The 13,769-nt window shown below is 64.7% G+C and carries 15 protein-coding genes; all 15 read right to left on the bottom strand.

Annotation, left to right across the window (positions count from 1 at the left end; all coding sequences use genetic code 11):
- Nucleotides 1–78: 78 nt before the first annotated feature.
- The 15 genes from iaaH to G6P99_RS15510 all read right to left on the bottom strand — a co-directional run bounded on the left by iaaH (nucleotide 79) and on the right by G6P99_RS15510 (nucleotide 13,659).
- Complete coding sequence (gene iaaH, locus G6P99_RS15580; RefSeq protein ID WP_165128687.1) at nucleotides 79–1,509, bottom strand: indoleacetamide hydrolase; 1,431 nt, start codon at nucleotides 1,507–1,509, stop codon at nucleotides 79–81.
- A gap of 33 nt (nucleotides 1,510–1,542) precedes the next feature.
- The gene (gene paaK / locus G6P99_RS15575; RefSeq protein WP_165128685.1) at nucleotides 1,543–2,874 is read right to left on the bottom strand and encodes a phenylacetate--CoA ligase PaaK; all 1,332 of its coding nucleotides are present in this window, start codon (nucleotides 2,872–2,874) and stop codon (nucleotides 1,543–1,545) included.
- Nucleotides 2,875–2,890: 16 nt separating this feature from the next.
- Complete coding sequence (gene paaI / locus G6P99_RS15570; protein WP_165128683.1) at nucleotides 2,891–3,349, bottom strand: hydroxyphenylacetyl-CoA thioesterase PaaI; 459 nt, start codon at nucleotides 3,347–3,349, stop codon at nucleotides 2,891–2,893.
- Nucleotides 3,350–3,550: 201 nt separating this feature from the next.
- On the bottom strand, nucleotides 3,551–4,627 hold the full coding sequence (gene paaE / locus G6P99_RS15565) for a 1,2-phenylacetyl-CoA epoxidase subunit PaaE (protein ID WP_035975974.1): 1,077 nt from the start codon (nucleotides 4,625–4,627) through the stop codon (nucleotides 3,551–3,553).
- A 2-nt stretch (nucleotides 4,628–4,629) separates the two neighbouring features.
- Complete coding sequence (gene paaD, locus G6P99_RS15560) at nucleotides 4,630–5,133, bottom strand: 1,2-phenylacetyl-CoA epoxidase subunit PaaD (protein ID WP_029078059.1); 504 nt, start codon at nucleotides 5,131–5,133, stop codon at nucleotides 4,630–4,632.
- Entirely contained in the window at nucleotides 5,127–5,903 is a 777-nt protein-coding gene (paaC, locus tag G6P99_RS15555) for a 1,2-phenylacetyl-CoA epoxidase subunit PaaC (protein ID WP_029078060.1), read from the bottom strand. Before paaC ends, paaD begins: the two co-directional genes overlap by 7 nt.
- 142 nt (nucleotides 5,904–6,045) lie before the next feature.
- Nucleotides 6,046–6,333: a 1,2-phenylacetyl-CoA epoxidase subunit PaaB gene (paaB, locus tag G6P99_RS15550; protein ID WP_016842890.1), complete on the bottom strand. Its 288-nt coding sequence runs from the start codon at nucleotides 6,331–6,333 to the stop codon at nucleotides 6,046–6,048.
- 12 nt (nucleotides 6,334–6,345) lie between these two features.
- Nucleotides 6,346–7,338: a 1,2-phenylacetyl-CoA epoxidase subunit PaaA gene (gene paaA / locus G6P99_RS15545; protein ID WP_029078061.1), complete on the bottom strand. Its 993-nt coding sequence runs from the start codon at nucleotides 7,336–7,338 to the stop codon at nucleotides 6,346–6,348.
- 76 nt (nucleotides 7,339–7,414) lie between these two features.
- Nucleotides 7,415–8,284, bottom strand: coding sequence for a phenylacetic acid degradation operon negative regulatory protein PaaX (gene paaX / locus G6P99_RS15540; RefSeq protein WP_029078062.1), 870 nt, complete (start codon nucleotides 8,282–8,284; stop codon nucleotides 7,415–7,417).
- 210 nt (nucleotides 8,285–8,494) lie between these two features.
- Nucleotides 8,495–9,265: an esterase/lipase family protein gene (locus G6P99_RS15535; protein ID WP_029078063.1), complete on the bottom strand. Its 771-nt coding sequence runs from the start codon at nucleotides 9,263–9,265 to the stop codon at nucleotides 8,495–8,497.
- Nucleotides 9,266–9,469: 204 nt separating this feature from the next.
- Nucleotides 9,470–10,753 carry a DUF445 domain-containing protein gene (locus tag G6P99_RS15530; RefSeq protein WP_029078064.1) on the bottom strand — a complete coding sequence of 428 codons (1,284 nt, stop codon included), beginning with the start codon at nucleotides 10,751–10,753 and terminating at the stop codon, nucleotides 9,470–9,472.
- A 192-nt stretch (nucleotides 10,754–10,945) separates the two neighbouring features.
- Nucleotides 10,946–11,422, bottom strand: a complete 477-nt coding sequence (locus G6P99_RS15525; RefSeq protein WP_029078065.1) for a phasin — start codon at nucleotides 11,420–11,422, stop codon at nucleotides 10,946–10,948.
- Nucleotides 11,423–11,603: 181 nt separating this feature from the next.
- Nucleotides 11,604–12,200: a GNAT family N-acetyltransferase gene (locus G6P99_RS15520; protein WP_029078066.1), complete on the bottom strand. Its 597-nt coding sequence runs from the start codon at nucleotides 12,198–12,200 to the stop codon at nucleotides 11,604–11,606.
- Nucleotides 12,197–13,279 carry a PHA/PHB synthase family protein gene (locus G6P99_RS15515; protein ID WP_029078067.1) on the bottom strand — a complete coding sequence of 361 codons (1,083 nt, stop codon included), beginning with the start codon at nucleotides 13,277–13,279 and terminating at the stop codon, nucleotides 12,197–12,199. The genes G6P99_RS15520 and G6P99_RS15515 overlap by 4 nt, the downstream gene beginning before the upstream one ends.
- On the bottom strand, nucleotides 13,276–13,659 hold the full coding sequence (locus G6P99_RS15510) for a hypothetical protein (RefSeq protein WP_029078068.1): 384 nt from the start codon (nucleotides 13,657–13,659) through the stop codon (nucleotides 13,276–13,278). The genes G6P99_RS15515 and G6P99_RS15510 overlap by 4 nt, the downstream gene beginning before the upstream one ends.
- Nucleotides 13,660–13,769 lie beyond the last annotated feature (110 nt).

The raw sequence follows: 13,769 nt of genomic DNA, 5'->3' as shown, positions 1-13,769 counted from the left end.
CGTGGCGGCCAGACGGCCTCAGACCATGACTAATCGACTGACCGACCAATTCAAGGGGCTTGTTGCGAGCCGGTGGACTCAGAGCTTCGGCGGCGGGGCCGTGCCCAGGATCGCCTCAATCGACAAGCCGAGCCCGAGCAGTCTGGCATCGCTGCCGACCGCACCATCGATCTCGAGCCCGAGTGGCAAGCCGCCCGGCGTCATTCCGGCATAGAGCGACAAGCCGGGAAGGCCGGCATTGCTGCCGGGATCGGTGTTGCGGATCATGGTGCCGAAAGTCGGCGCCGGCTCGCCGCCATTGACCGACACGTCGCCGGACCCGTTCTTTTCATCGATGACCGACGCAGGCGCGATCGTGGTCGGAAACAGGATGGCATCCAGTTTGTTGTCCCTGATATAGGCGGCATAGATCGCCTGCAGCGCCGGCCGCTGCACCTTGATCGCATCATCATAGGCGGCGCCGAAGGCGTCCGTGGTAATGGCCCCGAACGCGCCGATGACGTCGGGGCTGGCGACCTTCGCGGCGATATCGGCAAGCGTGATTCCCTCGATCCCGGAGGCGGCGAGCCAGGCCGGAATATCGGCGATCGGTTCATGCAGCGCGACCACGAAGGACACCTTGCCGTTCTGCTCGAACAGGTCAGGTATATCGACATCGACCAGCACCACGCCAGCCGCCGTGAGCCGTGCGCAGGCTGCGCGGGCGACAGCCTCGACGTCGCGATCGAGGCCGCTCCAGAAGCAGGCGGGAATGCCGAGACGCACGCCGCGCAACGGAATGCCAGTGGCGAGCGGCGTGCCTGTAATCACGGCATCGAGCAGCGCGACATCGGCGACCGTGCGGCCCATCGGGCTGACGGTGTCGCGGGTATGGCTGATCGGAACCACCTGATTGTCATCGTGGTAGCGCCGCTCGGCGCCGCCATTGCCGACCGACGGCCGCAAGCCGACGGTGCCGGTCAGCGCCGCGGGCACGCGGGTCGAGCCGCCGGTGTCGGATCCGAGGCCACAGGTGGCGATACGCGCGGCGATCGCCGCGGACGTTCCGCCCGACGATCCGCCGGGGATCCGGCTGGTGTCGTACGGATTCCTCACCGGTCCCGCGAACGGCGCGAGATTGGTGCTGGTGATGCCGAAGGCGAGCTCATGCAAATTGGTCTTGCCGATGACGACAGCACCCGCGTCGAGCAGCTTTTGCAGCGACGGCGCATTGCGCGCAGGTCGCGCGTGTTGCAGCGCCGCCGTGCCGCCCGATGTCGGCAGATCTGATGTGTTGATGTTGTCCTTGACGACGATGGGCAGGCCGGCAAGCGCACCGGTCCGTGCGCCGGAATCCACCTCGCGTGCCGCGGCAAGTGCGCCGTCCCGGTTCAGCAGGATGAAGGCATTGAGTTGCTTGAGCCGCTCGGCGCGATCGAGCGCCGCCTCCACGACGCTGACCGCCGTCACCTTCCCGTCGCGGATCGCCGCCACGATCTCAGCGGCGGTCGTTTCAGTCGAATTTGCCATCGAACCCTGCGCCCTCTTGCTATGGGCGCAAGGCTAGGCTTTCGGCCGCTTGTCGTAAACACGTTTCGCCTTGCCGAGCGACCGTTCCAGCGTCTCGGGGGCGACAACGCGGATGCGGGTGGAGATGCCGATCGTGTTCTTGATGAAGCCGGAGAGTTTCTCGGCGTGCGCCGTCAGCCCTTCGCCGTCCCAGCTCTCGGGCCGGGCTTCGGCGAGCACCGTCATCTCGTCCATGCGGCCCTCGCGGGTCAATTCAATTACAAAGTGGCCGCCGCACCAGTCGGTCGCCAGCAGGGCCTCCTCGATCTGGGTCGGGAACACGTTGACGCCGCGCAGGATGATCATGTCGTCGGAACGGCCGGTCACCTTCTCCATCCGCCGCATGCCGGGCCGCGCCGTGCCCGGCAACAGCCGCGTCAGGTCGCGGGTGCGGTAGCGGATGATCGGAAAGCCTTCCTTGGTCAGCGAGGTGAACACCAGCTCGCCCTTCTCGCCGTCAGCAAGCACCTTGCCGGTCAGGGGGTCGATCACCTCGGGGTAGAAGTGGTCTTCCCAGACGTGCAGGCCGTCCTTGGTCTCCACGCATTCCTGCGCGACGCCGGGGCCCATCACCTCCGACAGCCCGTAGATGTCGGTGGCGTCCATGTCGAAGGCGTGCTCGATCTCGACGCGCATCGCGTTGGTCCATGGCTCGGCGCCGAAGATGCCGAACTTCAGCGATGATTTTCGCGGATCGAGCCCCTGCCGTTTGAACTCGTCGAGGATCGCCAGCATGTAGCTTGGCGTCACCGTGATGATGTCGGGCTTGAAATCGTTGATCAGCTGCACCTGCCGTTCGGTCATGCCACCGGAGATCGGGATCACCGTGCAGCCGAGCCGCTCGGCGCCGTAATGCGCACCGAGACCGCCGGTGAACAGGCCATAGCCATAGGCATTGTGCATCAGCATGCCGGTGCGGCCGCCGGCGGCGCGGATCGAGCGCGCCATCACGTCGGCCCAGGTGTCGATGTCGGCCCTGGTGTAGCCGACCACGATCGGCTTGCCGGTCGTGCCTGATGAAGCATGGACCCGCACCAGCTGCTCGCGCGGCACCGCGAACATGTTGAAGGGATAATTGTCGCGCAGATCGGTCTTCACCGTGAAGGGAAACTTGGCGAGATCGGCAAGCTGCCTGAAGTCGGACGGGTGCACGCCGGCGGCGTCGAAGCTTTTCTTGTAGTGCGCGACATTGTCATAGGCATGCTTGAGCGACCAGGCGAGCCGCCTGGTCTGCAACGCCATGATCTCGTCGCGCGAGGCGCGTTCGGCACCGTCGAGCTCGGCGTGATAGCCGCTATCCCTGACGTTGAGCTTTGCCGTCACCATCACATATCTCCCGAAATCATGATGCCTTGATATCCGTGTCCGGCAGCCAGGTGCCTTGTATCACGCGCGAATGTCCGCGGAATTCGGCGATCACGCCGTCGCCGGCGGTGACGCGCACGTCATAAATCCCGGAACGGCCGCTGCGCGAGATCTCGCGCGCGCTCGCCACCAGACGGTCGCCGAGCTTGCCGGGCCGGATGAAGGTGATGTTGCCCTGCGCCGCCACCGCGCGATCGTTGCGGCTGTTGCAGGCAAAGGCGAAGGCGGAGTCGGCCAGCGTGAAGATGTAGCCGCCATGACAGATGCGCTGTCCGTTGACCATGTGCGGAAGCACCGTCATCGCCATCGTAGCCCGTCCCGGCCTGATCTCGACGAGCTCCATGCCGAGGCCCTTGCTGGCGTCGTCTTCCTTCCACATCGCATCCGCGCAGGCGCGGGCGACGTCCTCGGGCGATAGCGTGGCCTTCACGTTCACATCGAACTCCCTGTGCGCGGGCCCGTTGCAAGGGCCTCTTGGTGTCACATCAGTGTTGGGCGCGACGCGTGAGGCGTCAACGCTACTTCCGTCATTCCGGGATGGTCCGAAGGACCAGACCCGGAATCTCGAGATTCCCCGATGCGCCATTGCGCATCTGCGGTTCGATGCTGCGCATCGCCCCGGAATGACGATCAATAACTAGACGTGGTCGTAGTCGACCACGACCTTGCCGGAGCACGGCTTGGCCTGGCAGGTGAGGATGAACCCCGCCTTCAGCTCCCACGGCTCCAGCGAATAGTTCAGATCCATCGGCGCCTCGCCTTCGACCAGCTTGGCGCGGCAGGTCGAGCACATGCCGCCCTTGCAGGCGAACGGCAGGTCCATGCCGGCCCGCAGCGCGGCGTCGAGGATCGACTCGCCGTCGGCCACCGGGACCTCGCGGCGCTTGCCGTCGATGATCAATCCGGCGATTGCCTTCGGCGGCGCGCCGGCGGGAACGACCACTTTCGGACGCGGCTTGCCGCCGAACTCCGAGACGAAGCGTTCGACATGGATGCGCTCGTCGGCGATGCCGATCTCGCGGCAGGTCGCCTCGATGATCTCGCTCATCGCGGCCGGGCCGCAGACGAAGACGTGATCGACGGTCGCGGCCGGCACCAGTGAGCGCAGCAGCACCCGCACCTTCTCGCCGTCGAGCCGGCCGTGCAGGATCGGAATGTCCTGCTCCTCGCCCGAGATGACGTGGAACACCGACAGCCGCTGCATGAAGCGGTCCTTCAGCTCCTCCAGCTCCTCACGGAACATGACGCCTTCGGTCGAGCGGTTGCCGTAGAACAGGAAGAAGCGGCTGTCCGGCTCGCGCGCCAGCACGCCCTTGACGATCGAGAGGATCGGCGTGATGCCGCTGCCGGCGGCGAAGCCGACATAGGTCCGCGCCTCGCCGGGTGCATGCGCGACCCCGAAACGGCCGGTCGGCGTCATCACGTCGAGCTCATCGCCGGCCTTCAACTCGTCGGCGGCCCAGTTCGAGAAGGCGCCGCCATCGACCTTCTTCACCGCAATGCGCAGCTCGCCATCGTCGGGGCCGGAGCAGATCGAGTAGGAGCGGCGAACCTCCTCGCCGTCCATGGTGGTGCGCAGCGTCAGATATTGTCCCGGCGTGAAGCGGTAGTCGCCTTGCAGATCGTCGGGGATCGCAAAGCTCATCGAGATGGCGTCCGACGCCTCGCGGCGCAGATCGCTGACGGACAGACGGTGAAAGCGCGGAGTCGACATGGTCAATGACACTTGAAGTAGTCGAAGGGTTCACGGCAGCTCTTGCAACGCCACAGCGCCTTGCAGGAGGTCGAGCCGAATTCGGACAGCAGTTCGGTATCGCCCGATCCGCATTGCGGGCACGCCACCTGCTGCTCGCCGAACAGCGCGCGGCGCGAGGAGCCTGGCAGCGGCGGCGCGATGCCGTATTCCCTGAGCTTGCGGCGGCCGTCCTCGCTCATCCAGTCGGTGGTCCAGGCCGGCGACAGCACGGTGCGCACCTTCGGCCGGTGAATGCCTTCGCGCTCCAGTGCCAGCTCGATCTCGAGCGCAATCATGTTCATTGCCGGACAGCCGGAATAGGTCGGTGTGATCGCGACCTCGACATGACCGTCGTGGACGGCAACGTCGCGCAGCACGCCGAGATCGGCGATGGTCAGCACCGGGATTTCGGGATCGACCACCTGCGCGGCGGCGCTCCAGGCGCGCCGGCGCAGATCGGCATCGCTGAGTGCCGCCGTCACCATGTTGCCCCCGGAAAGGTCCGCTGCATCGACTGCAGCTCGCTGAGGAGATGGCCGAGATGCTCGCTGTGCCGGCCGCTGCGGCCGCCCTGCTGCATCCAGTTGCCGGATGGCAGCGCCAGCGTCGCCTCGTTGACGATGCCGGTGACCGTCTTCAGCCAGCGCGGCTGCAGCACCGCAGGGTCGATCGCGATGCCGGCATCGATCAGGCTGCGCTCGCCGTCGTCGACCGCGAACATCTCGCCGGTATAGGCCCAGAGGTCATCGATCGCGTCCTGCGCACGGCGATGGCTCTCCTCGGTGCCGTCGCCGAGACGGACGATCCATTCCGACGAATGCCGCAGGTGATAGGCGCTCTCCTTCTCCGACTTCGCCGCAATCGCGGCAAACGTCGGATCGGCGGACGCCATCATCGCGCGCCAGTAGAGATCGGCAAACGCCGCGTAGAAGAACTGCCGCACCATGGTGCGGGCAAAGTCGCCATTCGGCTGCTCGACCAGCAGGAGATTGCGATACTGCCTGACGTCGCGCAGATAGGCGAACTTGTCCTCATCATTGCCCCGGCCTTCGACCTTGGCGGCGTAAGTGTAGAGCTCCCGGGCCTGGCCGAGCAGGTCGAGGCCCATATTTGCGAGCGCCATGTCCTCTTCCATCGCGGGCGCATGGCCGCACCATTCGGAGAGACGATGGCCAAGGATCAGCGTATCGTCGGCACGGCGCAGCGCGTACAGCACCAGCGGCGTTTCGGAGACTTCGATATTGGCGGTTGCCATGTTCTCTATTCCACCTGCATCCACTTGCTCGACGTCATCCTGAGGAGCCTGCGCAGCAGGCGTCTCGAAGGATGGCCGCGATTGCGATCGGGGCGTCATTTCGAGACGGCGCTACGCGCCTCCTCACCATGACGGATGAGAGTCACATATGCCCGACTTCGTCGGGAACGTCGTAGAAGGTCGGGTGACGGTAGATCTTGGATTCCGCCGGCTCGAACATCATGCCCTTCTCGGACGGGTCGGACGCGGTGATGGCATTCGACGGCACCACCCAGATCGACAGCCCCTCGCCGCGGCGGGTGTAGATGTCGCGCGCGGCCTGCAGGGCGAGCGTCGCGTCGGCCGCGTGCAGCGAACCGACGTGCTTGTGCGCAAGCCCGTTGCGGCTGCGGATGAAGACTTCCCAGAGCGGTACGTTCGGCGTGGCCATGGCGGCGCTCCCTTATTCGGCGGCTTGCGCGAGCTGGCGGCTCTTGCGCTTCTCGGCATAGGCCATCGCGGCCTCCCGCACCCAGGCGCCTTCGTCATGCGCCTTGCGGCGCGCGGCGAGGCGATCGCGGTTGCAGGGACCGTTGCCTGCCAGCACCTGCTTGAACTCGTCCCAGTCGATCGGGCTGTGTTCCCAATTGCCGTTGTCGTTCTGCTTCATGCCGGGATCTGGAATCGTCAGCCCGAGGAACTCGGCTTGCGGCACGGTGGCGTCGATGAATTTCTGGCGCAGCTCGTCGTTGGAGAAGCGCTTGATCTTCCATTTGGTCGAGGTGTCGCTGTGCTGGCTCACCTGGTCCGGCGGACCGAACATCATCAGCACCGGCCACCACCAGCGATCGAGCGCGTTCTGCGCCATTGCCTTCTGCTCCGCGGTGCCGCGGCACAACGTCACCATGATCTCGAAGCCCTGGCGCTGATGGAACGACTCTTCCTTGCAGACGCGGATCATCGCGCGCGCATAGGGCCCGTAGGAACAGCGGCACAGCGGAATCTGGTTCATGATCGCCGCGCCATCAACCAGCCAGCCGACGGTGCCGATGTCGGCCCAGGTCAGCGTCGGATAATTGAAGATCGAGGAATATTTCGCCTTGCCCGACAGCATCGCGTCGACAAGCTCCTCGCGCGAGGTGCCGAGCGTCTCGGCGGCGGCGTAGAGATAGAGCCCGTGGCCGCATTCATCCTGCACCTTGGCCAGCAGCGCGGCCTTGCGGCGCAGCGACGGCGCGCGGGTGATCCAGTTGCCTTCGGGAAGCATGCCGACGATTTCGGAATGGGCGTGCTGGGAAATCTGCCGGGTCAGCGTCTTGCGATACGCCGCGGGCATCCAGTCGTTCGGCTCGATGCGCTCGTCGGCATCGATGCGGGCCTGGAACTGACTGGCACGGGCGACATCCTCGACGCCGCGATCGTCGCCGTCGGATGAGTTGAGCGCCTGCGTGTACATGGCCGACCTCCCAGTGTGTTGTTGGGCAGGAATATATAACACAAATATCCAAATGCAAGAGGTTTTTGTAATATGTTCAGACGCCCTCGAAACGGCGGGCCACGGCCCCGTTGGGCTTCGGCAGCGGCCCGGCCTCGTTGGTGGCATGGTCGTCAAGCCATTGTTCCGACGGCGAAAGCAGCCCGCGATAGATCTCGCCGCAGAGTTTACGCGCGGCCCTGCCCGGCCAGTCCTTCGGCAACAGCTGATACGGCAGCAGCGGATCGCGCAGCACGACCCGCCGGTAGTGGTGGATCAGAAGGATGCGTGCGGTGAAGGCGTCGGCGTCGCTCAGCCTCTCGCCTCTGATGATCCAGCCGTGCAGCGGCTCGAACGTCTTCATGAACTTCAGATAGGCGTCCGCGGTGCGATCGAGCGGCCAGCTCTCGCTAAGCAGCCGGCGCCCGCTGTCGTCTTCCGCGGAGACTTCGAGACGAATCGCGCGCGACGCTTCATCGGGGATCGGAGCCCCCGACGGCGCGACCCACACGCCGGGCAGCGGGCTGCCGAAGCCGGCATTCTTCAGCGCCTCGCGCGCGGCGTCGCGGTCCTCGGCATTGCCGATCAACAACAGCTCGAAGCGGCCGGTCCAGTCCGACGGCGGCGGATCGTAGATGTGCCTGGTCGCGGTGTCGAAGGTCTGCCGTCCCCTGGCGTTCAACCGATAGAAGCTGTTGCGGCCGACCTTGTTGCGCTCGAGCCAGCCGTCGGCGGCGAGCCGCGACATCGCGGTGCGCACCACGTTGCCGTCGATGTCGAGCGACTTGAAGAATTCGAGCAGCGTGCCGAGCCACACCGAGCCGCCGCGCGGCACGATGGAATCGCCGAACACGGTGATGATGATCGAGCCCGTGCGTGACGGCTCGCGCTTCAACTGGTCGACGATGCGGGCAAGCGGCTGCGGCATGCGTCAACGCATAGCGCGTTTTGTCGATTCACGACAATGCAACCGCTCTAGCTTCTCCCTCTCCCCGCTCTTCGCGGGGAGAGGGTTGGGGTGAGGGGCTGCCTCAACAAATTGGATAGACGTGAGTGCGCGGAGGCTCCCCTCACCCGGATCGCATCTGCGATGCGCTCCGGCCTCTCCCCGCAAGCGGGGCGAGGCAAGAAAGAAGCTTTACCGATTCGGATCCGGATAGACGACGCTGCGCCAGCCGCTGCGATCGAACGGCGCCCACTCGCCTTCCTTCTGCGCGAGACGATCGGCGACCGCGTAGACCACGGCCGGGTGATGGCCCATGCCGCAGTGACTGCTCTCGACCTCGATGCTTTCGGTCATCGACGAACTCTGCTCACGGCAGCCCTGCCAGGCGCAGACGCCGTCGGTGCGGCTGAAGACCGCGGTGGTCGGCACCGGCGGCGTGCTGGCGAGCGAGCCGCCGAAACGCTGGTCCTCTTGCTCGGCGCGGCGGCCGCTGGCCATCTCGTAGACGCGCCAGGCATTGGTCGACTTCGGACCGGCGGCAAACGGGCTGCCGAGCGTGATCACCTGGCGCACGCGCTCAGGCATCATCTTGGCGAGCTGGCGCGCATAGAGGCCGCCGAGGCTCCAGCCGATCACCGAGACCTTGCGGCCGCTGGTTTCATTCATCTCCTGCAGCAGCTCGACCATCCCATCCTGCACGCCGGAACGAAGCCCGAGATTGCGGCCCTGGCGCCAGCCGCTGACGGCGTAGCCCTTGCTCCTGAGGAAGGAGCGCAGCGGCCGGGTCGACGTGTCGGAGGCAATCAGCCCCGGCAGCACCAGCACGGGATGCCCATCGCCGCGTGGCGCGAGACTCAACAGCGGCAAGGCACCAAGGAAGGCACCGAGCTCATGAATGGCGCGGCCTTCCAGAAACATCAGCGTCCTGGACGGCGGGCGTAGCGACTGCGCAGCAACGGACATTTCAACTCCTCTTCGGCACGGCCCCTGACGTCGCGGCGGCCGGCAATGGAATCAACAGGAATTGGTCAACAGGATTGACGCAAACCCGGCGGAATCGTTCCGCAACGCAACAATCAACCTTGAAAAGCTAGGGAACCGATCACTTTCATGCAAGCGGTCCTGGTCACACTTGCCACAACTTAAGTGACCTCCGTGCCCAATCGGTCACAGCAGCCGCAGCACATATTCCAGGGTGTAAAGCGCGAGCCCGGCAAGTCCGCCGATCAGCGAGCCGTTGAAGCGGATGTATTGCAGGTCCTTGCCGACATTGACCTCGATCAGCTGCAGCAATTGCTCCATGTCCCAGCTCTTCATCTGGTCGGCGATGAAGGTCGAGACGCCGCTCTTCTGCTCGGCCACGACCGCGCGCAGGATCGCGACTAGACCCTGGTTGATCTCGCCGCGCAGTTCGGCGTCGCCATCGAGTGCCTCGCCGGCCTCGACGAACATTCTCGCCAGCAGATGTTGCAGCACCTGCGACTCGCCCGAGGCGCTGCGCTCGATGAAATCCTTGACGTTGGCCCAGATCGTGCGGCCGAGATTGGCGAGCTCCGGCCGCGCCAACAGGTCGCGCTTGAGACCTTCGATGCGATCGGAGAACGCCTTGTCGCTGCCGAGCCGGTCGACGAACGACAGCAGCATGCGGTCGAACTCGCCCCTGAACGGATGCTGCGGATCGTTGCGCACTTCCTCGAAGAATTTCGTGGCCGAGGCGATGATGCGGTTCACCACGAATTTGTCGGCGCGATAAAGCCGCAGCAGCGTCGGCATCTCGGCGCGGACCTTGTCGCGGATCACAGCCATCGTCTCCTGCTGCGTCAGCGTCTGGTGCAGCACGCGCAGGATGTCGTCGAGCAGGCCGGCATGCTTGCCTTCCTGCACGAAGCCGCGCAGTGCGCCGGCGGCAAGCGGCGCGAGATCGATCGAGAGCACCTGCGTCGTGATGCGGCGGCTGATGAACTGCATCAAGCCCGAGCTCTCGGTCGCCGCAAACGCTTCGGGCAGCATCCGCAGCACGAAGCGGGCCAGATCCTCCGATCGCTTGCGGTCGCGCAGCCAGTCGGCGATGAACGAACCGAAGTCGATCTCGCGCAGCTTGGCCTCGACCGGACCGGATTCAAGGAAATTGTTCTCGATGAATTCGCCGAGCTTCTCGGCGATGCGCTCCTGATTGCTCTGGATGATCGCAGTATGCGGGATCGGCAGCCCCAGTGGCCGCTTGAACAGCGCGACGACGGCATACCAGTCGGCGAGCCCGCCGATGGTCGCGGCCTCGGCAAATGCCGCGATGAAGCCGAACACCGGATGAGTCGACAACAGCGCCTTCGACGCGATGAAAATGATGAAGGTTGCCGCCAACACGCCGGTCGCCAGCCACTTCACGCGCCGCAGCTCGGCCGCGCGCTCGGCGTCGACGGGCATTGCGATGAGGGCGACGGGAAGGGTCATCGGGACCTTCGATTGAACGACGACCTCATCCTTAAGGAGCGCGTCTCGAGGGATGAGGCCCGTATGTGGCCTCATGGTTCGAGACGGCGCAAGGGCGCCTCCTCACCATGAGGAGATGTGTGCGAGTGCACCCAAAAAGAAGGCCCGCAAAATGGCGGGCCTCCGAAAGAGCAGTTTGTCGGAAGATCGCAATCAGGCGGTCTTGCTGTAGACCTTGGCGAAGTTGTCCTGCGCGGTCTTCGCACCGTCGGTGACGAGCTTGCCGAGATACTCTGACGTGGCCTTCGCCCGCGAGACGAACAGTTCGCCACGCGCACGGACCAGGTCCGACTGGATCTGGGCGGCTTCGCTCAGCGACTTGGCCGACGCGAGCTTGTCGATGCCGGCGAAGAACGCCTCGGCGTCCTGGTAGAGCGCCTGCTGGATGTTGCGGCTGATCTTGGCGGCTTCGGTCACCGAACCGGCAACAGCGGTCTCGATCACGTTGGTCACCTTCTCGGAGCCGGCATACGCATCGGCGGCGCGGGTCTTGGCGACCTCGGCCTGCTTCTTCACGAACTCACGGGCGGCTTCCGGAACTTCCAGGTTCTGGAGCTTGGTGAACGCCTCGGTAACGGGCGCGAAGGCTTCCTTTACGCTGTTCAGCACGGAATTGGTTTCGGTGGTCATTGGGGTCTCTCCATCCTCAGGTTTGAGCTATGGGCTCACCCCGTCCGGATTGGCCCGGGGCAACAGTGTTATGACACACTCCATGGTGCGTCGCAACATAGATGTTGCATCGCGATATCACGAACACGTGAGCAGCGTGAATATCGGGCAAACTGCCTGCGGAACCGGCAGATGATGGTATTTAACCACCCCCAACTGCGCCGGGCAGCCCATAAGCCTCCATCTGGGCCCGAACCTGCGCCACATTGTGCCCAAGCACGACGATGTCGTGGGTCTTGCCCTCGACATCGCGGACATGGTCGCGCAGCAGGGCCTCCGCCTTGAAGCCGAGGCTCTCGAACAGCGCGATCGCCGCCCGCTGGTCGACTGTCATCTGTACCGAGAACTTCTCCAAGCCGGCGCCGAGCGCAATGGCGAAGGTCTCCTGCGACAGCGCCCGGCCGACGCCCTGCCCGCGGACGTCGAGCGACACCACCATGCGGATCTCTCCGACATGCGGCGACCAGGAGTGCGGATCGCGCACCAGCGTGCCGCAGCCGACCACCTTGCCGCCCTTGATCGCGAGCAGGCTCGTGATGTCGCCGCGATCGATCTCGTTGACCCAGGCCGACAGCACCTTCGGCTGGCTGATGTTGCGCGGCAGAAACAGCAGATCGTGCGTCGGCAGCTTTTGCGCGAAGGCCAGCACCGCGGCCTCGTCGGCCCTCGCCATCAGGCGGAACTCGATGTCGCCGGCCTCGGTCTTGACGTGGCGCGGATAGGAACGTTGTTCGGTCATGTCGATCTCTTACCCAACCAGGAGTCCAGTTTCGGCCACAGCCGCTTGATTGCATTGGCGCCGGCGACCAGCGAGACGTGACCGCCTTTCAGCATCACCTCCTCCTTGTCCTCGGAGCCGATCTTGGGGATGAGGTGCTTTGCCGCGTCATACGGCACGATGTGATCGTGCTCGGCGACTGCGTGCAGGATCGGCACCTTGATGTTGGCAAGCTTCGCCTCGCGGCCGCCGACCGTCATGCTGTCGTTGTAGAGCTTGTTGTCCCACATCAGGTTCTTGACGGTCTGGCGAAAATATTCTCCGGCCAGCGGCAGGGTGTCCGTGCCCCAGCGATCCATCATCCGGTAACCCTTGACGTACTCGTCGTTCCAGATGTTGTCCCACAACTGCACCTGGCTGAATACGCGCGACGCCGGCCGCAGCATGTCGAACGACGTCATGATCATGTCGCCCGGCACGTTACCAACGCTGTCGACCAGCTTGTCGACGTCGAAATATCGCCGGTCGGAGAAATTCTGAAACAGCTTCATCTCGCGGAAATCGATCGGCGTGGTGAAGCAGATCAGATTCTTCATCGGCCCGTCGTTGAAGATCGAGCCGTAGAGCAGCGACAGCACGCCGCCGAAGCAATAGCCGATCACCGAGACGTCCTGCTCGCCGGAGTCCTGCTGCACGCGGCGGACCGACTCCGGGATGAAATCGAGGACGTAGTCCTCCATGCTCAGCGTTTTCTCCTCCGGCTTCGGCGCGGTCCAGTCCAGCATGTAGACGTCGTAGCCGCGCTTGAGCATGAATTCGACGAAGCTTTGGCCCGGCACCAGATCGAGGATGTAGCCGCGGTTGGTGGTCGCCATCACGATCAGGATCGGCACGCGATAGACTTCGCTCGCCATCGGCCGGTAGTGATAGAGATTCATCGTGCCGCGCGAATACAGCACGTCCTTCGGCGTCGAGCCGAGCGCGGGACCGGAGCTCGAGATGTACTCGACGCCCTTGATGCTGCGCTGGATCGCACGCTGCACCTCGGACTGCACCCGCTCCGCGATCGAGGCGACGTCAAAACCCGTGGAAGCGTTCATTTGGGCTCTCCCTCGGATGGCGGGCGTTTGGTGCGCGGCGGCCGTGGCGTTGCGCCGAAGCCATCCCCCGGCGCCAGCGAATTGTGGTGCACCTGCTGCAGCAGCGTCTTGATCTCGTTGAGCTGGTTCTCCATCGACTGCAGGCGCTCGGCCATGCCGACGAGCTGGGCGCGGCTCGGCAGGTTCATCGCCAGAAGATACTTCTCCATCAGCTCGCCGAGCTGCCGCTGCGCGCCCGCCGCGGCACCGCCGGCCTGATTCATCAACTTGGAGAATTCCGGCGATGCCATTAACTGGTTGCCGAAGGAGTTGAACCCCTTCTCCATCTCACCCATCATCGTCTGCCAGATCACGGCAGGGTCGTTGCCCTTGTCGGCCATGCGGCGCTCCTCCACACCAAATCCGAGCGCTTGCCGCGCTTCCACTTGTTTCCGCCATACGACACTGTTGCCGTGGATCGGTCAACAGCACGGCGCGCCCGCAGTGGGGA

The sequence above is a fragment of the Bradyrhizobium sp. 6(2017) genome, from assembly GCF_011058295.2.
GTDB lineage: Bacteria > Pseudomonadota > Alphaproteobacteria > Rhizobiales > Xanthobacteraceae > Bradyrhizobium > Bradyrhizobium septentrionale.
Note: the sequence above shows the minus strand (reverse complement) of the source record. Positions and strands in the feature narration are given on the sequence as shown.